This window comes from Mycobacterium sp. 852013-50091_SCH5140682 (assembly GCF_001665685.1).
Classification (GTDB): domain Bacteria; phylum Actinomycetota; class Actinomycetes; order Mycobacteriales; family Mycobacteriaceae; genus Mycobacterium.
The window spans coordinates 77,695-96,861 of record NZ_LZTB01000050.1; the positions used below are offsets into that span (position 1 = coordinate 77,695).

Here is a 19,167-nt window from a genome sequence, read left to right on the forward strand (position 1 = left end):
CCGCGGTCACTGCCGTTCGAGCAGGGCGCGAAGGGTCTCTAGGTCGGCGGTCACTGCGGCGACATCGGCGTCGAACTCCTCATCGGAGACCCCGGGCCGCTGCCGCACAGTGAACACCACCTCACTCTGCGCTGCCCCTGGCGCGGCCGCCATCACCCGCATGGGGTTGTAGACCTCCTCGCCGGACGGCAGGCGCACCACATGATCGAGCACGCCGAAGGTGTTGGGCGGGCTGAACTGTACGGTCACCTGCCCCATCGGGGAGTCCGCGACCCAGCCGTCGGCCGACGGCCGAAGTGACCCTGCGGCCAAGCCCGCCGCCCAGCGCGACATCTCGTGTGGGTCGGCGGCGAACGCATACACCACGTCGGGCGCGGCATCGATCCAAACACTGACATGACGACTGCGCATATTTCACAGCGTAGGCAGCCACACTGACACGATGAACAGTCAGGCGGACACTCCTCGTGAGCCGCACACCCCGGTGGAGAAATTCGTCGCCCGCGCGGAGCGGTTGGCCGCGGAAACCGGCCACCACGTGCCGTCGTGGCTGCGGCCCGGTGACCCGGAAAGCCGTCTGCCCGTCCTGGTGGCACTCGTTGCGGCGCTGGCGCTACAAGTCGCCATCCCCCGCAGTTACACCGTGGTGCCCCGGTGGCCGCTCATCGTCGCGGAATTACTGTTGTTGGTTCTCCTGGTGTGGCTCAACCCGATTCGGTTCACCCGGTCAACTGTTCTGGGCCGGTACGCCACCTTCGTGCTGCTGGCGGCGATCACTCTCGACAACACGCTCTCGGCGATCCTGCTCGACGTGAAGATCCTCTCAGGCGCGGTCAGCAACAAGGCGGCGATCCTGTTGGGCAGTGGTGCAGCCATCTTCGTCACCAACATCATCGTGTTCGGCATCTGGTACTGGGAGCTCGACCGCGGCGGGCCGTTCGCGCGGCAGACCGGCAAGCACCCGTATCCCGATTTCATGTTCCCCCAGATGGGCAATCCCAATGTCGCCAAACCGGATTGGCGCCCCACCTTTGTCGACTATCTCTACGTGAGCATCACCAACGTGATGGCCTTCTCCCCTACCGACACCATGCCGCTGGCGCGATGGGCGAAAATGGCGATGGCCGTTCAGGCCATGGTGGCGCTGTCGACCGCCGGCCTCGTAATCGCCAGGGCGGTAAACGTTTTGGGCTGATCGTTCAGTGCGACGGCGGGTGTACCGTCGCACTATGCGCACTGTCATCACCGATCTGACCCCCGTCGAACAGACGGCCTTGCTGACGCTGTACGCCCGGGCGTTGGACAACCGGGCAGCGCGCCCGATACTCGGCGATGCGCTGGCCGATTCGATCGTCGACGACATCGACTACGACTTCACCGGCCTGGGTGTTCAGACCAGCGTGGTCTGCCAGACGGCGCTGCGGGCCAAGATGCTCGACGACCGGGTGCGTAGTTTCGTCTCGACGCATGCGGACGCCGTCGTGGTCGATCTCGGGGCAGGTCTCGACAGCGGTCTGTACCGGGTCGCACCACCGCAGACCGTCGACTGGTACCACGTCGACCTCCCGGGCGTCAGCGCGCTGCGCGAAAGCCTCCTGCCGCCGGATCCGCGCTCGCACATCGTGTCCGCGTCGCTGGCGGCTGCGGACTGGGCGGCGACGATCCCGGCGGACCGGCCCACCATGCTCGTGGCCGACGGGTTGTTCGCATTCCTCACCGAACCGGTGATCGCCGCGATCTTCCGCGGGATCACCGAGCACTTCGGTACTGGCGAGATCGCCTTCAACGACTACGGTGGCATCGGCTGGTTGAGCCGCGCAGCACTCAAACTCTATCCCCAGAAGATGTTCAAAGACGTTGGCAGCCAATGGGGTTACCTCGGGTTCCAAGACGCTCACCACCCGCAGAGTTGGAATCCCCGGCTGAGCCTCGTCGAGGAGGCGAGCCTCACGCACGCCGACGAAGTCGACCTCTTCCCCGGCTGGCTGCGCATCGCCACCCGACTGATGGGCAAGACCAAGGCGACGGCGCGCAAGGGACGAATCCTGCGGTACCGGTTCTGACGCCGCCCCGCCGGCCGACGCCTGAGTTGCCTTAGATCGGCAGCGCTCGATGGATGCCGCACGTACACGCATCGATCGACGGACATGTGCAGCGCATGCCCCATTCGATGATCGCCCTCGCGCGGGACAGCGATTCGAGCTGTTCATCGATGCGGGCGAGCTTGGCGTGGGCGAGGGCCTGCGCGACCGGCCGGCCCGGCGTCTCATCGCCGATCAGCACGCCGATCTCGTCGAGCGTGAAGCCGGCCGCCTTGCACAAGCGGATCACTTCCAGGCGCACCAGCACCGACTCCGGGTACCGGCGTTGACCACCCACGCGTTCGGGCGGCGGTATCAGGCCGATCTGCTCGTAATAGCGCAACGTGGTCTGGGCGACACCGCAACGTCGTGACAGGTCGCCGATGGCCAGTCGCGTGGTCATCCACCGCTCCTCACTTGAGCTGCTTGACTTAGAGTCAACTCTAAGTTGTTGACTTGGCCTCATGCCAGATGTCATCACACCCAGCCTGAGTCGATCGCGCTACGCCATGCTTCGGACGTTCCGCCGCGACGGCAGCCCTGTCGACACCCCGATCTGGTTCGCCCAGGAGGACGACGCCATCGTGTTCCGCACCAAGATCGGCCCGAAGACCAAGCGGCTGACCGCAAATCCCACCGTCGAACTCGTCGCCTGTGACTACCGCGGACGCATCACCGACCCCACCACGTTCGTCGGCCGGGCGACCGTGTTGTCAGGTGGCGATGCGCAGCGGGCCAACCGGCTCCTGCATCGGCGGTACGGATGGCAGTGGAACATCGTGCCGCTGCTGAAGATCCCCGGCGTCACGAATGCGCACCGCGGCCTGCCTCTGCGCGAAAAGCTGCGGCGGGCGCGCAACCGCGACGTCTGGCCGGACAGCGCGATCGTCCGCATCGACATCACCGGCCGGGCAAGCTAGCCCAGGCAGCCCGGCCCCAGCAGTGCCTTGAGGTCGCCCATCAGCGCCGACGATGGCGTCACCCGCAGCGACTGATCCAGCTCCAGTGTGGTGATGCGCTCACCGCTGATCAGCCGCAGATGGACCTGCGCGGTACCCGGATGATTCGCCAGCACCTGCTTGAGTGCGCTGACCTTGTCGATGGTGCACTGCCGGGTCGGCAGACTCACCGCAAGAGGCCGGTTGGCCTGGGCGCTGGTGAAGTCCGGCACCACGAGCTCGTGGGCGATCAGTGAGATGCGGTCGTCGCGCGCGGCCACCTTGGCCTTGACCAACACCACCACGTCGTCGGCGATCTCACCGCCGAACAGCGAATAGGTCTGGGGGAAGAACAGCACCTCGATACCACCGGTGAGGTCTTCCAATTGCGCTGACGCCCAGGGCAGTCCGTTCTTGTTGACCCGGCGGTTGACCGAGGCCAGGATGCCGCCGACCACCACTTGGGCGTCGTTGGCGACGTCACCGTCGAGGATCGCAGGGATCTGGGTGTCGACCTGATTGGCCAGCAGGTGCGCGACGCCGTTGAGCGGATGGCCCGATACGTACAGGCCGAGCATCTCCCGTTCCAGGGCAAGCTTGTGCTTGTCCTCCCACTCGTCATCGGGAACTTTGATGGTGAACGCGGCGTCTCCGGCGTCGGCGGCATCTCCCCCGCCGAACAGGTCGAACTGGCCCATCGCCTCGGCCTTCTTGGTACCGAGCACCGAATCGACGGCGTCGGTGTGCACCAGGAACAGCCCTTTGCGTGGGTGGCCGAGTGAGTCGAAGGCACCGGCCTTGATCAGCGATTCGGTGACCTTCTTGTTGCAGGCCGCGATATCGATCTTGTTGAGGTAGTCGGAGAAGTCGGTGTACTTACCCTTCTCGGAGCGGGTACTGACCAGTGACGCAACCACATTCGCGCCGACGTTGCGCACGGCACCCAGGCCGAACCGGATGTCGGCGCCCACCGAGGCGAAGTTCTGCACCGACTCGTTGACGTCGGGCGGCAACACGGTGATACCGAGCCTGCGGCAGTCGGCGAGGTACACCGCGGCCTTGTCCTTGTCGTCGCCGACGGAGGTGAGCAGGCCCGCCATGTATTCGGCCGGGTAGTTCGCCTTCAGGTAGGCCGTCCAATACGACACCAGACCGTAGCCGGCCGCGTGTGACTTGTTGAATGCGTACCCGGCGAACGGAAGAATGGTGTCCCACAAGGCTTTCACCGCGGCCTCGGAGAACCCGTTGGCGGTCATGCCCTCTTTGAAGCCCTTGTATTCGGCCTCGAGGACTTCGAGCTTCTTCTTGCCCATGGCCTTACGCAGCGCATCGGCCTTACCCATCGAGTAGGAAGCGACCTTCTGCGCGATGAACATGATCTGCTCTTGGTAGACGATCAGGCCGTAGGTCTCGGCGAGGATGTCCTTGAGCGGCTCTTCCAGCTCCGGATGGATGGGCTTGATGGCTTGCCGCCCGTTCTTGCGGTCGGCGTAGTCGTTGTGGGCATTCATGCCCATCGGACCCGGGCGGTACAGCGCCAGCACCGCCACGATGTCGTTGAACCCCGTGGGTTGCATGCGGCGCAGCAGGTCGCGCATCGCGCTGCCGTCGAGCTGGAACACCCCCAGCGTGTCGCCCCGGCCGAGAAGTTCGTAGGCCGCCGGGTCGTCGAACGGCAGCGTTTCCAGGTCGAGGTCGATGCCGCGGTTGGCCTTGATGTTCTCGATGCAGTCACCGATGATCGTCAGGTTCCGCAGGCCCAGGAAGTCCATCTTCAGCAGACCGATGGCCTCACACGACGGGTAGTCCCAACCGGTGATGACCGCGCCGTCCTGCGGCCGCTTCCACAGCGGGATGGCGTCGATGAGCGGCTCGGAGCTCATGATCACCGCGCACGCGTGCACACCGGCGTTGCGGACCAGGCCCTCCAGACCGCGCGCCGTCTCGAAGATGGTCCGCACATCCGGATCGGTGTCGATCAGCGCGCGGACCTCGGCGGCCTCCTTGTACCGCTCATGGCTGGGGTCGGTGATGCCCGACACCGGGATGTCCTTGGCCATGATGGGCGGCGGCAGTGCCTTGGTGATCCGGTCGGCGATCGCGAAACCCGGCTGGCCGTAGTGAACGCGAGCCGAATCCTTCAGTGCCGCTTTGGTCTTGATGGTGCCGAAGGTGATCACCTGCGCGACCCGGTCGCTGCCCCACTTGTTGGCCGCATACCGCAGCATCTCGCCGCGGCGACGGTCGTCGAAGTCGATGTCGATATCGGGCGCCGACGGACGTTCCGGGTTGAGGAACCGCTCGAACAGCAGCCCGTGCGGGATCGGGTCGATGTTGGTGATGCCCAGCGCGTAGGCCACCAGCGATCCGGCAGCCGATCCACGACCCGGCCCCACCCGGATGCCGACCGAGCGGGCGTAGTTGATCAGGTCGGCCACGATCAGGAAGTACGACGGAAAGCCCTTGTCGCAGATGACCTTGATCTCGTAGGTGGCGCGGTCGGTGTACTCGGACGGGACGGCCCCGCCCGCATGGGCGAAGCGACGTTCCAGCCCGGCCTGCACCTCGTGCGTCAGCCAAGACGCCTGGTCATGACCGTCGGGTACCGGGAACACCGGCATCCGGTCGGTCGGCGTCCACACGTCGGCGTAGGACTGCACGCGCTCACCGATGAGCACCGTGGAATCGCATGCGCCCGGCACCTGGGAATCCCACAGGGCGCGCATCTCCTCGGCCGACTTGAGGTAGTAACCGTCGCCGTCGAACTTGAACCGGTTCGGGTCGGAGAGCGTCTTGCCCGTCTGGATACACAGCAGCGCTTCGTGGTTCTGCGAGGCCTCGCGCGTCACGTAGTGGCAGTCATTGGTGGCCAGCGGCGGGATACCGAGCTTCTGCCCGATCTCCAGCAAGCCCTCGCGGACCCGGCGCTCGATGTCGAGGCCGTGGTCCATCAACTCGAGGAAGAAGTTCTCCTTGCCGAAAATGTCCCGCCATTTGGCGGCCGCCGCCAAGGCCTCGTCGCGCTGACCGAGCCGCAGCCGCGTCTGCACCTCGCCCGAAGGGCAGCCGGTGGTCGCGATGATGCCCTGCGCGTGTTCGGCGATGATCTCGGCGTCCATGCGGGACCACTTGCCGAGCTGACCTTCGAACGAGGCCAGCGACGACAGCTTGAACAGGTTGCGCAGACCCGTCGCGTTTTCCGCGACCATCGTCATGTGGGTGTAGGCGCCACTGCCCGAGACGTCGTCGCCCTTCTGGCTCGGGTCGCCCCATTGGACCCGCTTGGTGTCGAATCGCGAACCGGGAGCGATGTACGCCTCGATCCCGATGATCGGCTTGATGCCCGCCTTGGTCGCCGAGTTGTAGAACTCGCTGGCACCGAACATGTTGCCGTGGTCGGTCATGCCGATGGCCGGCATGCCCAGCCGCTGGGCCTCGGCCAGCATCGGTGTGATCTTCGCGGCACCGTCCAGCATCGAGTACTCGGTGTGATTGTGCAGGTGTACGAAGGACCCCGAAGATGAACCGCTCATAGGGTGGCCAGTCTATTGCGGACCACCGACACATCCGGGCGTGTCGCCGAGCGTGTCTGGAGGGCGCTGCTCAGCAGGCTTGCGAATTCCCGCCCAGCAACCCACTGTCGAGCACAGCATCGAGTTGCCTGGCAACCGACAGGTAGTCGCACGGCGCGTCCACGCCAACCCATACGCCCACCCCGCACAGGATCGCGTGGAGCAGTTCGACGATGGCCGCGGCGTCGGTGTCGGCGGGCAGGTCACGCCTGGCGACCGCGTCGCCGACCACACTGAACAGGAAGCCGCGGGTCGCCGTCACGGTGGCCGTCGGCAGCGCCGGGTTGCGTTCGGCCTCCAGGCGCACGCTGACCAGAAACGCCACGAAGGAGCTGTCACGGTGCCCGACCTCGAGCACCGCCGTCACGAAGGCGCGCAAACGATTGACCGGCAGCTCATGCTGTTTGGTCTGTTCGATGCAGTCGACGAGCACCGAGTGCGCCTCGTGAACCAACTCCCCGTACAGGTCTTCCCAGTCGGCGAAGTAGTAGTTCAGGGTGGGCCGGCTCAGTCCGGTCCTTCGGGCGATCGCCTGGAATGTGGCCGCTCCGTACCCGTGCTCGGTGATGATCTCGCGGCCTGCGCGCACGATGCGGGCTCTGGTCTGCGCGGCGTCCGCCCCGACCGGCCTTCCCGGTTTGCGGCGGCGCTGCCCACGTCCGCCCGCATGACCCATGGGCAAACGCTAAAACATAGCCAAATGCCGGTCAACACCTTCGCTCGCAAACTACGCCAAAACGGACATCACACGGAGTCATAAGTCCGGATGAAATCGCGCTGCTTGCGGCTGCGAAGCAACAGATTGTCGAGATGCACACCCAGCGGCCGCACGACGTTGAGGAAATTCCACCGGCCGGGGATGATCACGCGCACCTTTTCCCGCTCGACGGCCCGGAGCACCCCCGCGGCCGCTTCCTCGGGGCTGATGCGCAGCCGCTCACTGGAGCGCGTCGGCGGCACATTCGTGAGCCTCACCATCGCGGTGTCGACCGGACCGAAGTAGGCGATGGTGACTCCGACCCCGTACGGCGAGAGCTCGATACGCAGCCCGCGGCCGAGCATCTCCACCGCCACCTTGCTGGTGGAGTAGGCGACACCGCCCAGCGTCGGCAGCAACGTCCCGAATTCGCTGTTGGGCGGCCAACCCATCGAGGACACCAGAACCGCGTGACCGCGCGACGCGATGAGCGGATCGATGGCGGGTTCGAGGGTGTTCAGTGTTCCGACCAGGTTGACGTCGATGACCCGCTGCGCCGTACCCGGCTCCAGCACCCGCAGGGTGGCAGGCCGGTGGGTGATGCCCGCGATGCAGAAGACGAGATCGAGCCGTCCGAACTGTTTCACGACGCGGTCGACCGCTGCGGCCATCGCTTCGCGGTCGGCAACATCGGCTCCGATGGCCAGCGCGGCGCCGCTGCCGAGTGCCGCGTCCTCATCGATGTCGACGGCGCACACCGTGGCGCCTCGCTCAGTGAGAAGTCTGACCTCAGCGGCTCCGATCCCGCCGCCCCCACCGGTTACCAGCGCGACCGCGCCCGAAAAATCTCGCATCGAAACGGGACCTCCGCGTTGGTTTTCCACTGCCGACAGATACTTCGGACCCTACCGGGCGCAGTGGACCGGTATCGGGCAATCGCAGGGTTGGACCCCACGATTCGGGCCTCGCCGCGCAGGTGCCCTCTCTATGCTGACCCCAACGCCGTCGACGCGGTCGCAGCACACCATCAACTTCGCGACTACCAGGAGGTGGCGCAGTGGGCGACGGGTCGGATGCCATCTGGCCGGATGCCGGTTGCCCACGACCGGCGCCCCGGAAAATGGCTTCGTCCTCTTGTTATTTGGCGATGCGTGACGGTGTCCAGCTCGCCGTCACAGTGCATCTCCCTGTTGCACCAACGGGGACGCCGCTGCCGACCATCGTGCATCAGACCCGCTACTACCGGGCGATGGAACTGCGATGGCCGTTACGAATGCTGCGGGGCGGCAAGCCGTTTGACCACATCCGCTCCACCGCTGTGTGTCGTCGTCGCTTTGTCGCCGCCGGTTATGCCTGGGTCGACGTCGACGTGCGCGGGTCCGGCGCGTCGTACGGGCACCGCGTCTGCGAATGGTCGCCTGATGAGATCCGCGACGGGGCAGAGGTTGTCGACTGGATTGTCCGCCAGCCCTGGTCCGACGGTCGCGTCGGTGCGCTGGGTACCTCCTACAGCGGCGCTGCGGCGGAGCTGCTGTTGGTCAACCAGCACCCCGCGGTGCGCGCGGTAGCGCCCCGATTCTCCGTGTACGACGCCTACACCGACATCGCGTTCCCCGGCGGCATCCACGGGACCTGGTTCACCCAGACGTGGGGACGCTACAACGCCGCGCTCGACCGCAATGCACCACATGAGGTCGCCGGGTGGTGGGTCAAACTCCTGGTGACCGGCGCGATACCGGTCGACGGTGACCGGCACCGTCGGCTCCGCGCCGGGGCCGTCGCCGCGCATCTCGACAACTACGAAATCCACCCTCAGGCGCTGTCATTGACGTTCCGTGACGATGTGGCACCGTCGGATCCCTACCGGCACGGCAGCGCAGAAGGCCTTGCTCCGATCGGTAACCCCATCGATCCGTGCGGCAGCATCAACCGGTTCAGCCCGCACAATTACCGTCGGGACATCGAAGGCTCGGGCGCCGCCGTATACGGCAGCGGAGGCTGGTTCGACGGTGCCTACGCTCATTCGGCGATCAAGCGCTTCTTGTCGGTGGCCACCGCGGGCAGCAGGCTGGTCCTCGGCCCGTGGAACCATGGCGGCCGCTGGCAGATCGAACCTGTTCGTCCACCGACGCTTTCGGCGTTCGATCACGAAGGGGAACTGCTGCGGTTCTTCGACCACCACCTGAGAGGACGCGATAACGGCATCGCGTCGGAGCCCGTCGTGCACTACTTCACGATGGGTGAAGGCCGCTGGAAATCAGCAACCTCCTGGCCGCCCCCGGCCGACGTCCTCACGTACTACATCGCGGCCGACCGACGGCTCACCGTCGACGCCCCCGAATCCGACGGGCATGCCGAACCGCAAGCCGCTGACGACTACCAGGTCGATCTGACTGCGGGTACCGGCGAGCGCTCGCGTTGGCGCACCCAGGTGGCGATCGGCGAAGCGGTGCGTTATCCCGAACGCAGTGCCGCGGATGCAAAGTTGCTGACCTACACCTCTGGCATGCTGACCGAGCCGCTCGAGGTGACGGGGCATCCACTGGTCACGCTGTTCGTCTCCTCGACCGCAGCCGACGGCACGTTCTTCGTCTATCTCGAGGATGTGGACTCACGAGGCTCCGTCTCCTACGTCACCGAGGGCGAACTGCGTGCGCTGCATCGACATCTGAGTACCGACGCGGCGCCCTACCAACCGACTGTCCCGTACCGGACCTTCCGGCGCGCCGACGCACAACCACTTGTCCGCGGTGAGATCGCCGAACTCAGCTTCGATCTCTTGCCAACGTCGTATGTGTTCGAGGCCGGGCACCGTATCCGGATCGCCATCTCCGGTGCCGATGCCGATCACTTTGCGATCCTGCCCGGCGGCGCACCAGCCATCTGCGTCCACCGCGACAGTGCGCATCCATCACGCGTCGAATTGCCGGTCGTCACGCGCTGACCAGGAACTGTCAACGCTTTTCGGCGATCCACTCCGATGTGAAGTCTTGTATCGCAGGGAGCCCATCGCAGAACTGACGCCCCAGATAGTCTTCCAGCTTGCCGCCGACGTACGGAACCGCGACCCGAACCGTGGTGCGGCAGTCGAGTCGCGAACCGTCGGTCTGCGGTGTGAGGGTCGCCGTTCCGTGCGCCGAGACCGGTGCACCCGGCACCGCCACGCGGATATCGCCCCGCACCACATCGGTGCCGTCGGGTCGCCACGCCTCGTTGCGCACCATCGTCAGATCTCCGCGGTATATCTGAGTCACCAGCGCCGGCAGTCGGTCGCGCAGCAGGCGCAGCGTGACGGTCACCATTACCGAACCTGCCGCGTCGACCTCGAGGCGATCTAGTGTGGCCCCAGCTCCCGCATAGGCGGCAAGTCGTGCGTGCCAATAGTCTCGGTCACCGAATGCCGTGATGATTTCCGCGACGCCTGCGGCAGATTGCACCGAGACGTCGAAGGACCGCGCCATACCGACACCGTAATGCCGATGATCGGTGGACTCAACCTCAGCGGATTCGGGCCAAAGCTCTTGCGGCAGTGCGATCATCAGCACATGGCAAAAGCGCGCCGGTCCTTTGAAGGATCAACAAGAAGTTCGGCATCCGCATCGCAGGTGTGGGACGTGTGGACCGACCCGCCGCGATGGCCCGGCGGCATCATCGAATCGGCCTCGATAGACCGCGAATTCGGCCTTGGCGCGCGGATAACCGTGAAAGGCAAGGGCGGGCCGGCAACTGCCTCCACGGTGACCCAGGTGGAATCACCGAGACTCTGGACCGGCACATCCTCGTTTCCCGGGCTGACGATGCGCTTTGAACATCAGATCGACCCTGTCCCCGATGGGACGATCTTGACCGAACGAGTGATCATGGCAGGCCCACTGGCAGGCGTGGCCGCCATGTTCATCGGACCGCGCCTGGCCACCGCATTCGTGTCATCGACCGGGCGCATCGCCGAAATCGCCGAGCGCCCCTGATAATCGACGTCATACCCCCGCGAGGGCGAGCTGCCCACCGAAGACGAATGCGGTGACACAGAAGACCACGACCGCGGGCAGCGTCGCCAGTACGGAATCACGTATGCGCCGGTGTGCGATCACCGCGCCGATCATCATCAGCAGGAACCCGACCGCGGCGGCAATGCCCAACGGCCGCCAGAACAATCCGCCGATCAGCCCGATCGCCCCCGCCAGCTGGCACGCGCCGATGAACTGGCTGAGCCCGCGTGACAGCCCGAGCCGCTGGCCGTTCTTGCGCGCTTCCTCCAGATAGAAGAGGTTCAGAATCGCGGCGACACCGAGATAAACCGCCAGCACGATCGAGGCCACCACCACCGCGATACTCATCCGGTCCCCTGTCGAAGCGTCGCCACCGTTGGTACTAGCTTCCTCCTGAATTGTCGGTAGCACCAGAGTCGTTTCCAGACGTACCGCCGCCGGTATCGGATTGTGTGGTACCGGTATTCGTGCCCGCACCGGTGCCGTCAGTGCCTGCCGTCGACGGGCTGACCTTGTTGCCGGTGTTCTTGGGAGTCAGCGCATCTTTGACCTTGGCCACGGCATCGGTCACCGCGCCGTTGATCTTGGCGGTCACGGTCTTCAGGCCCGACAGCGCAGGCGATCCGCCGATCGGACCGCGCACGACGTTGGTCTGAGGCTTCTTCGGGATTGCCGGCGCATCCGGTGTTGTCGGGGTCGACACCGGATCATGTGCGCCCGAGACAGCCTGCCCGGCTTCGGAGGTACCGGCCTGGTCAAGGGAGCCGGCCGACTCCTCTCCGGCGGCCGGTTCGTCGAGTGTCTTCACGGCCGTCGGCTGCGCACCGCCCTGCGGCGACTCCTGGTCTATGGTGGGCTGCTCATGCTTCGCCGCCGTCAGCTGCTGGGCAACCGGCGCCTGCGGCACCGCCGAATCGGCGGCCAGCGGGCTGATCGGGTTGATGTGCACCGTGTTCAGCGCTTCGAGACGATGGATGGTCTCTTTCAACCCCGCGGCGACGGAGTCGGCATCGGCCTCCCAGCGGGTCACCGGGGGCAGCAACTCGAGATGTTGCGGGTCTGCCGGATACACGCCACCGTTGGGCGGCCGGTTGTAGCCCGTCTCGATGATGGCCCGCAGCAGTGGGTCCAGTGCCTTGACGATCTCGGGAGGCACCCCGAGATCCAGCAGCGGTCTGGTCAACGGCAACTGTCCCTCCGGATTGCGGATCACCACGTCGGAGATGTTGCCGTTGGTCGTCACGATGTAGTGCGCCGGATCTTGTTGTGCCAGTGCCACATCAGCCGAGCTGATGGTGCCGTCGTGATTGAGGTCGAAGTCCACATCCTGGTAGTAGCCGTTGTGGACGTAGACAAAGCCCAGAGCGGCGTTGGCCCACGCGATCGGATTGAGTACGTACTGCGGCACATCCGAGGCACCGTCGTACTGCTTGCTGATCTGAATCACCTGCGGACCGTTGGGGTCCGGATTCATCGACGCGCCGAAGCTCAATCCGATCAGCGGTACATACACGCCGGCAGGCAACCGCGCCCACAGGCCGCCGTTGTTGCGTGCACCGTTGCCGACCAACACGAAGGTGATGTTCGAGGTGTCGTATCCCTCGGCCTCGAGCTGACGAATCGCCTCGGACTCCGCGTTGGCACCTTGCGAATATCCCACGACGTAGATGGGGTCGTTCGGATTCTGCGCGCGTGCATCTTTGATGGCGGTGATGGTGTTCTGAGTCGCGATGGTCCGGGATGCATCGTAGGTGGGATCGGTAAGCCCGGTGAGGATTCCGAACGAGCGCGGATACTGCACATAGTAGTTGCCGCCCGCCCCGGGCGTGGAAACATAGTCGTAGCCCTGATCGAGAACACCGCTCAGGGTGCCCCGCATCCGGTCCGGCGCTTGGGAGTTGCCGGTTGGAATGATGTCCTTGGTGCCGTCGATGAAGATGCTCGTCGCCGCGAGGAGACGCACCATCGGCGCGTTGGCGTCGACGACATTGACGAATCCGACCAGGCCTGCCAATTCCAACGCGACACCTGCTGTCACGTACGACACAGTCTTTGTGCTCATGCTGAGCTGTCGATGATTTCCCACGCGTTCCTCCGCCCCGACGTCTTGGAATTAGCTGGCCGGTGGGATCCGGTGATAGGAGCGTAACGCGCTTGCTGTGAAATAGCTGTAGTTTTCGCTGGGAATTCCTGGCCGGCACCCAAAGATCTCGCCGAGGTCGTGGCATACAGCTGACGCAGCCAAATGCTCACTATGCCAACGTCATATGAATGAACACACCGGTCATGCCGAGCTGGTGACCACCCGCTCGGTACCGGTTACGAGTTGCGCTTCGAACCGTGCCGGGGCTGCATGAGAACACTCATCGCGCACCGGGCGCATGCTCGTGCTGAATTAGCTGGATGCCCCTCCTGTAGCCCCGGCGGAGCTGCTGGTTGTGGTACTCGTGTGAGTCGTCGCGGCGGACGGCGTTGCGCCAAGCGCCTTCTCGATCGCCGTGATCGATTTCTTGACAATCCCATTCAGCGATGATGCGGGGTTTTTCGTGCCGGTCGAAGCCGCCGTCGCGGTTGTCGCGCCACGCACCACGTTCATCCTCGGTTTGGTCAGCGGTGACAGCAACGTCGTCAGTGTCGGTTTGGGCACCTCGGGGAGACTGGTGGACGTCGCTTGTGTGGTGGACTCGGTTGATGCGGTGCTGACCTCAGGCGTGCTCGTATCGCTCGACTGCGGCGGTGTCTGCGTATCGGATACCTGCTGTGGCGCCGCGGTATTCGAAGTGCCTGTCGGCTGCTGTCCACTCGGCAGAGCAGCTGCCGACATGACCTGTGCAAGTGGAACGGGTGGCGGAGGCTGGTTCGGCAGCGTCACCGGTGGACCGAAGATGCCGTAAGCGCCCTGCCCCTGCACGTACGCCGGGGGAGTTCCCGGCGTGCGCTCCCCCGCGAGATCTTCCAATCCGATGAACAGGCCCGTCGGGATGGCGACGGCTAGCGCCGCGGCGAATTTCACGGGATTCGGGAAGTAGAAGATGTTCGCGGGCGTCGGCTGCCCTGGATTTATGGTGCGGTTATAGCCGGATTCGATGAGCACCCGCATCACCGGGTCCAATGTGTCGGCGATGATCGGCCCCGCACCGGGAATGTTCGCGATCGGCATGAGCAGCGGCACCGGGTACGTCGGTATCAGGTAATAGGCCGTATCGCCCTGGGTCCCTTGGTAGACGGCGCTGTTCGGGTCGACGTTCTGGTAGTTGGGGTGTACCAGGACGAGGCCGGCTGCGGCGTTCGCCATGGCGAACGGATTGAGCGGGTTGGTCGGGAAGTCGGCGAAGCCGTCGTACTGTTGCGCGATGTCGTAAGTGGTGATCTGGCCCGGTGCGGCGCCGGCGGTCGTCGTGGGCGTGGCACCGCTGAAGGTGAAGTCCAATCCTGGGATGTACAGCCCGCGGAAGCGCTCCAGCGCGCCACCGTTCGGGCGGTTGCCGTTGCCGATGAGGACGAAACTGACCGCAGGCGGCGTTCCCGGGTGGCTGGCCCAGTACTGATTGAAGCTGCGTTTGTACTGCGTCGCGACATTCGCGCCTTGTGAGTAACCGAAGATCACGCTTCCGGATTCGATTGGAGTTTGAGAAGGGTCGCCGGTGGGCCCAGGCGGAGGCAGTGCCGCGACGCCTGCCGCGACCGCGTCGTCGTAAGTCGTGGCATGGAAATAACCGACCGACACCGGCCAGAAACTGGCGGGGTAGTTGACGAACACATTCGGTAGGCCGCCTGGTGGATCGACTTTCGTGGCAGTGATGTACGGCGTCGCCAGGTCGATATTTTGTTGCGGCGTGTCGAGTGTGCCGCAGTAGGGCCTGCAGAACGGCTGGGCGTACTGAGTCCCCCTGATGATGTAATTCGATGCCGCGGTGAGGGTGAACACCGAGGTCATCGTTGCGGTGAGGGCCAACAGGACCGCGGCTCCGAGGACCAACAGTGCCACCAGGACTGACCGAATGAAGACGCGCATGATGAACCCGCTTGGTTGTGGTGTGCAGTTTGACTCGCCCCGACTAGCGATACCCATGCATCATCCACCAGGTGCACCGGAAAATGTGCTGTGTCCGGCAAATTTATTCTGTGAATTTCGTTGGGTGATGCCGAAATACCGTGATTGGCCGAGGAATTGTTTGTACTCGCAACTACGTGCGACTTTCGTGGTCCCCCACGCAGATCTCGGTCTTATTTCGCCTCATAATGCCGACGCGCTACGGGTACCGTATGTGTGTGACCGCAGAAGGATTCGACGCCGTCATCGTGGGCGCCGGCTTCGCCGGTATGGGTGCAGCGATCCAGCTCAATCGCCTCGGATTCGACAACCTGGCCATCCTCGACCGCGAGGATGACCTGGGTGGAACATGGCATGTCAACCACTATCCCCGGCTGACCGTCGACATCCCCACCACGACGTATTCCTACTGGTTCGAACCCAATCCGTACTGGTCGAGGTTGCACGCCCCCGGCGAGGAGTTGAAGAGATACGCCGACCACGTCGCCGAGAAGTACGATCTGCGCCGCTACATGCGCTTCGGCACGACCGTCGAAAGTGCCCGGTGGGACGAGGATTCGCAGCGCTGGCAGGTGACTCTCTCCGGTGGCGACACGCTGACCGCACAGTTCCTGATCACCGCCACCGGCTACCTGTCACAGCCGCGAATCCCGGATATTCCAGGGATCACGGGCTTCGAGGGGCGGATCATGCACAGCGCCAAGTGGGATGGCGGCTATTCGCTCGACGGTCGACATGTCGCGATCATCGGAACGGGCGTGACCGCTGTGCAGTTGATTCCCGAACTGGCCGAGCGAGCAGCGGAACTGACTGTCTACCAACGCACACCGATCTGGGTGGTGCCGCGCGTCGACTTCGCGATCCCGGCGGCAGTGCAGCGACTGTTCGCCCGGTTCCCCCTGTCGCAACGGCTGCTCAGAGTCATCACCGATGCCATCGCCGAAGCCGGCATCTTCACAGCGGTGGTGCATTACAACTGGTCCAAACCGCTGAATCGAAGTGCCGCCCAGGTATCCAAGCTGCACATGTTCGCATCCGTGCGGGACCGGGCGACGCGGCGAAAACTGACTCCCGACTACGATTTCGGGTGCAAGCGCACCACCTTCTCCAATCACTACTATCGGACCTTCGCATTGCCCCACGTTCATCTGGAGACCACCGGCATCGCCCAGATCGAGCCGGACGGAATCATCAACGGCGCGGGACACAAGACCGTCACCGACACCCTGGTACTGGCCACCGGATTCGATCTGTGGGACGCCAACTTCCCGGCGATCGAGGTGATCGGCCGGGCCGGTGCGAATCTGGGGAAATGGTGGCGGGAAAACAATTTTGAGACCTACGAGGGGCTTTCGGTTCCCGGCTTCCCCAACTTCCTGAACATGGCCAGCCCGTACGCCTTCACCGGCGCATCGTTCTTCACCATGACCGAGTACCAGATGCGACACATGTCCCGGCTGTTCGGTGAGCTACTCCGTCGCGATGCTGACACGTTCGAGGTCACCGCGGACGCCAGCGCGGCGTTCTACCGGCGCATTTCTCGTCACCTCGGCGACATGGTGTTCTTCCGCGGCAACTGCGCGACGTCACGGTCCTACTACTTCCGTGGTAACGCCACGATCACCCGGCCGACGTCGCGACGCAACGCGATTCGCGAGTCGATGAGATTTCCGCTGGGCGATTACCACTTCAGCTGACCGCTGGTCAGAACGCGTACCGGTGGAACTGCACGATGTCGCGCAACCCCGGAGTGCGGGCTGCCGCAGCGGCGAAACGCCGGTAGCCTTTCGGCAGTAGCGCGACGGTGCCCGCCTCGAACACCGAGATCGCACGCAATGACCGGACCCGCGGAATCTGGCCGATGATCTCGTCCGGAGAATTCACCGCCCAGCCCAGATCCGAACCCGACCAGCGCACGACTTTGTTGTTCTTCGCCTGGGCGCGCCTACCGAATCGGCTCCAGAAGTCGAGTTGCAGTTCCCCGGACGGGAATCGACTGACCACGCGGCGCAGCAGGTCGATGCCATCACGTTCAGTGAGATACATGCTGACGCCTTCGGCGATCAACAAGGCCGGACGATCCTTGGGAATGCTGTTGAGCCAGTTGGGGTCGGTGGCCGACGACGACACCAGATGGTAATTCTGGCGTGCCGGATACAGGCGTTCGCGCAGTGCGATGACATCCGGAAAGTCGATGTCGTACCACTCGACGTCGGGCCCCGGATCGACCCGGAACGCCCGGCTGTCCAGGCCGCACCCCACGTGGAGGACGACGGGCCGTTCGGTCACCGCGAGAAACTGCTGCACCCAGATGTCGAACTGGGCGGCACGCACGGCGATCGAGGTCACCTGACGGCGGCGTTGCCGGGGAACGGGGCTCTTGCTCCAGTCGTAATCCAGCTGGGTCATCAGCTGTTTCGCGAAGCGATCCCCCAGCACGGGACGTGCGGAATCTGCGTCCAGCGCTTTCGCGTAGACCATGTCGAGCATGGTCTGCGGCGGTCCGCTCAAGTCGACGTGCATCTTGGTAGCCATTCGAACCAACCCTTCGGTGAGGTACTCGGAGATCGACGGTCAGGACAGCGCGGACGCTTCGACGGACGCGGCACGCAGCATGGTGAGAATCAGATCCAGCGATCGTTCCGGCGCCGCGGCGTCGACGTGGTGCTCGAGGACCAGTTCACCGGCCACAACACCGAACCCGTAGACGTCGATGACAGCCGACGAGGCTCGATGGAACTGCGACGAAAAGCCGATTACCGCCAACCCTGGCGGCGTCGGCATCGCAGCGACGTTACCGATGTTGGTGGACAACACCACATCTGCCAGTCCGGGCAGAGTGCCCTCGTACTGCAGGTTGAAGTGAAGCAACGACTGCTGCACCACGCCGTCACCGAGATCGGCCTGCAGCGTCGACGCGATCTCGGCGGCGAGCTCGACGAGTGTGGTGGCGGGCGTGATCTGCGCCAGGTACGTGGCGACGCCCAGCGCCAAGGTACATGCCGTCGGCGAGACCGGAGGCTCGAGCAACGGGCGCAGGTTGACGTTGTAGACGTACGGTACGGGAACGTGCGGAGTCTCCCGAACCCGCCACTCCGCCAAGAGGATTGCTGCCGAAACCAGATTGTTGACGAACAACCGGTGCCTGCGGCCGTATTTGATCAATGCAGCCGTTTCGGCTTTCGTCAGGCGGCCTCGGGCAGTCGGCACCGCTACTGGCCGCGAGAATTTGGTGGTGTTGGTCGACCGCCGGGGCGGTAGCTCGTGGGCGAACATGGCCGGGATGAACCGATCGAGCCCTGACCTCGACAGCTTCACCACGCCACGCTGCTCGAGGATCGCCTCGATGGGTTCCGGCGCCGGCTGTGGACTGACAGGCCCGGGATCCCCCGTGGTCACCATCGACGTATAGCGGGTGAACAGGTCGAAAAGCAGTCCGGCGATGTGATTGCCGTCGGCCAGGCTGTGGTGCACGTACAGGGTGAGTTCACCGCCGCCCTCGAAGAGGCGCAGAACCAGATTGATCAGCGAAGCACCCTGGTCGAGCGGCATCTGCGCGTCCACGTCATCGTCTCCGGCCAGCCACATTCCTGGGTGGAGCAGATCGTCGCCGACGATCTGGAAGCGCCCGTCGGCGGCCTGCTCGAGGTGGCCGGCATACACCGGATATGTCTCCAGCAGACAGTCGAACGCCATCGACATCGCGTCCGCGTCGACAGGTCCCGCGAGCGTGAGCGTCACCGATGTGAATGTCTGTGTCTCAGCGAAGAAGTCCTCGCTCGGCGCGAGCCTGCGGATGACAGCCGTGGGAAAAGTCATCGGGCCTCCTCTGCGTT

At 64.5% G+C, this 19,167-nt stretch carries 17 protein-coding genes; 6 read left to right on the forward strand and 11 right to left on the reverse strand.

What is annotated here, in order from left to right:
* Nucleotides 1–6: 6 nt before the first annotated feature.
* Nucleotides 7–411, reverse strand: a complete 405-nt coding sequence (locus A5784_RS15695; protein ID WP_064945835.1) for an SRPBCC family protein — start codon at nucleotides 409–411, stop codon at nucleotides 7–9.
* Nucleotides 412–442: 31 nt separating this feature from the next.
* Between A5784_RS15695 and A5784_RS15700 the strand changes: the two genes are divergently transcribed.
* Entirely contained in the window at nucleotides 443–1,195 is a 753-nt protein-coding gene (locus tag A5784_RS15700) for a hypothetical protein (RefSeq protein ID WP_232006060.1), read from the forward strand.
* Between the two features lie 34 nt (nucleotides 1,196–1,229).
* Nucleotides 1,230–2,063, forward strand: a complete 834-nt coding sequence (locus A5784_RS15705) for a class I SAM-dependent methyltransferase (RefSeq protein ID WP_064945836.1) — start codon at nucleotides 1,230–1,232, stop codon at nucleotides 2,061–2,063.
* Between the two features lie 31 nt (nucleotides 2,064–2,094).
* Here the strand turns inward: A5784_RS15705 and A5784_RS15710 are convergent, their stop codons facing one another.
* The gene (locus A5784_RS15710; protein WP_064945837.1) at nucleotides 2,095–2,484 is read right to left on the reverse strand and encodes a MerR family transcriptional regulator; all 390 of its coding nucleotides are present in this window, start codon (nucleotides 2,482–2,484) and stop codon (nucleotides 2,095–2,097) included.
* A 61-nt stretch (nucleotides 2,485–2,545) separates the two neighbouring features.
* Between A5784_RS15710 and A5784_RS15715 the strand changes: the two genes are divergently transcribed.
* Complete coding sequence (locus tag A5784_RS15715; RefSeq protein ID WP_064945838.1) at nucleotides 2,546–3,001, forward strand: PPOX class F420-dependent oxidoreductase; 456 nt, start codon at nucleotides 2,546–2,548, stop codon at nucleotides 2,999–3,001.
* Here the strand turns inward: A5784_RS15715 and dnaE are convergent.
* The 3 genes from dnaE to A5784_RS15730 all read right to left on the reverse strand — a co-directional run bounded on the left by dnaE (nucleotide 2,998) and on the right by A5784_RS15730 (nucleotide 8,142).
* Nucleotides 2,998–6,552, reverse strand: coding sequence for a DNA polymerase III subunit alpha (gene dnaE / locus A5784_RS15720; RefSeq protein ID WP_064945839.1), 3,555 nt, complete (start codon nucleotides 6,550–6,552; stop codon nucleotides 2,998–3,000). The two genes, A5784_RS15715 and dnaE, sit on opposite strands and share 4 nt — an antisense overlap.
* A 70-nt stretch (nucleotides 6,553–6,622) precedes the next feature.
* Nucleotides 6,623–7,267, reverse strand: a complete 645-nt coding sequence (locus A5784_RS15725) for a TetR/AcrR family transcriptional regulator (protein WP_064945840.1) — start codon at nucleotides 7,265–7,267, stop codon at nucleotides 6,623–6,625.
* A gap of 68 nt (nucleotides 7,268–7,335) precedes the next feature.
* The gene (locus A5784_RS15730; RefSeq protein WP_064945841.1) at nucleotides 7,336–8,142 is read right to left on the reverse strand and encodes an SDR family NAD(P)-dependent oxidoreductase; all 807 of its coding nucleotides are present in this window, start codon (nucleotides 8,140–8,142) and stop codon (nucleotides 7,336–7,338) included.
* A 266-nt stretch (nucleotides 8,143–8,408) separates the two neighbouring features.
* Between A5784_RS15730 and A5784_RS15735 the strand changes: the two genes are divergently transcribed.
* Nucleotides 8,409–10,232, forward strand: coding sequence for a CocE/NonD family hydrolase (locus A5784_RS15735; protein ID WP_082944868.1), 1,824 nt, complete (start codon nucleotides 8,409–8,411; stop codon nucleotides 10,230–10,232).
* 10 nt (nucleotides 10,233–10,242) lie between these two features.
* On the opposite strand, the gene A5784_RS15740 is transcribed toward A5784_RS15735, so the two are convergent.
* Nucleotides 10,243–10,749 carry a DUF2505 domain-containing protein gene (locus tag A5784_RS15740; protein WP_064945859.1) on the reverse strand — a complete coding sequence of 169 codons (507 nt, stop codon included), beginning with the start codon at nucleotides 10,747–10,749 and terminating at the stop codon, nucleotides 10,243–10,245.
* An 84-nt stretch (nucleotides 10,750–10,833) separates the two neighbouring features.
* Here A5784_RS15740 and A5784_RS15745 point away from each other — a divergent pair, with 84 nt between their 5' ends.
* On the forward strand, nucleotides 10,834–11,256 hold the full coding sequence (locus A5784_RS15745; RefSeq protein WP_064945843.1) for an SRPBCC family protein: 423 nt from the start codon (nucleotides 10,834–10,836) through the stop codon (nucleotides 11,254–11,256).
* A 9-nt stretch (nucleotides 11,257–11,265) separates the two neighbouring features.
* Here A5784_RS15745 and A5784_RS15750 read toward each other — a convergent pair whose 3' ends face one another.
* The 3 genes from A5784_RS15750 to A5784_RS15760 all read right to left on the reverse strand — a co-directional run bounded on the left by A5784_RS15750 (nucleotide 11,266) and on the right by A5784_RS15760 (nucleotide 15,292).
* Nucleotides 11,266–11,625 carry a DoxX family protein gene (locus A5784_RS15750; RefSeq protein ID WP_064945844.1) on the reverse strand — a complete coding sequence of 120 codons (360 nt, stop codon included), beginning with the start codon at nucleotides 11,623–11,625 and terminating at the stop codon, nucleotides 11,266–11,268.
* A gap of 34 nt (nucleotides 11,626–11,659) precedes the next feature.
* On the reverse strand, nucleotides 11,660–13,339 hold the full coding sequence (locus A5784_RS15755; RefSeq protein WP_064945845.1) for a PE-PPE domain-containing protein: 1,680 nt from the start codon (nucleotides 13,337–13,339) through the stop codon (nucleotides 11,660–11,662).
* A gap of 333 nt (nucleotides 13,340–13,672) precedes the next feature.
* Nucleotides 13,673–15,292 carry a PE-PPE domain-containing protein gene (locus tag A5784_RS15760; protein ID WP_064945846.1) on the reverse strand — a complete coding sequence of 540 codons (1,620 nt, stop codon included), beginning with the start codon at nucleotides 15,290–15,292 and terminating at the stop codon, nucleotides 13,673–13,675.
* A gap of 257 nt (nucleotides 15,293–15,549) precedes the next feature.
* Here A5784_RS15760 and A5784_RS15765 point away from each other — a divergent pair, with 257 nt between their 5' ends.
* On the forward strand, nucleotides 15,550–17,028 hold the full coding sequence (locus tag A5784_RS15765) for a flavin-containing monooxygenase (RefSeq protein WP_156750587.1): 1,479 nt from the start codon (nucleotides 15,550–15,552) through the stop codon (nucleotides 17,026–17,028).
* 7 nt (nucleotides 17,029–17,035) lie between these two features.
* On the opposite strand, the gene A5784_RS15770 is transcribed toward A5784_RS15765, so the two are convergent.
* Nucleotides 17,036–17,866 (reverse strand): class I SAM-dependent methyltransferase, encoded by an 831-nt coding sequence (locus A5784_RS15770; protein WP_064945848.1) that lies wholly within the window; start codon nucleotides 17,864–17,866, stop codon nucleotides 17,036–17,038.
* A 39-nt stretch (nucleotides 17,867–17,905) separates the two neighbouring features.
* Entirely contained in the window at nucleotides 17,906–19,150 is a 1,245-nt protein-coding gene (locus A5784_RS15775; RefSeq protein WP_064945849.1) for a phthiocerol/phthiodiolone dimycocerosyl transferase family protein, read from the reverse strand.
* Nucleotides 19,151–19,167 lie beyond the last annotated feature (17 nt).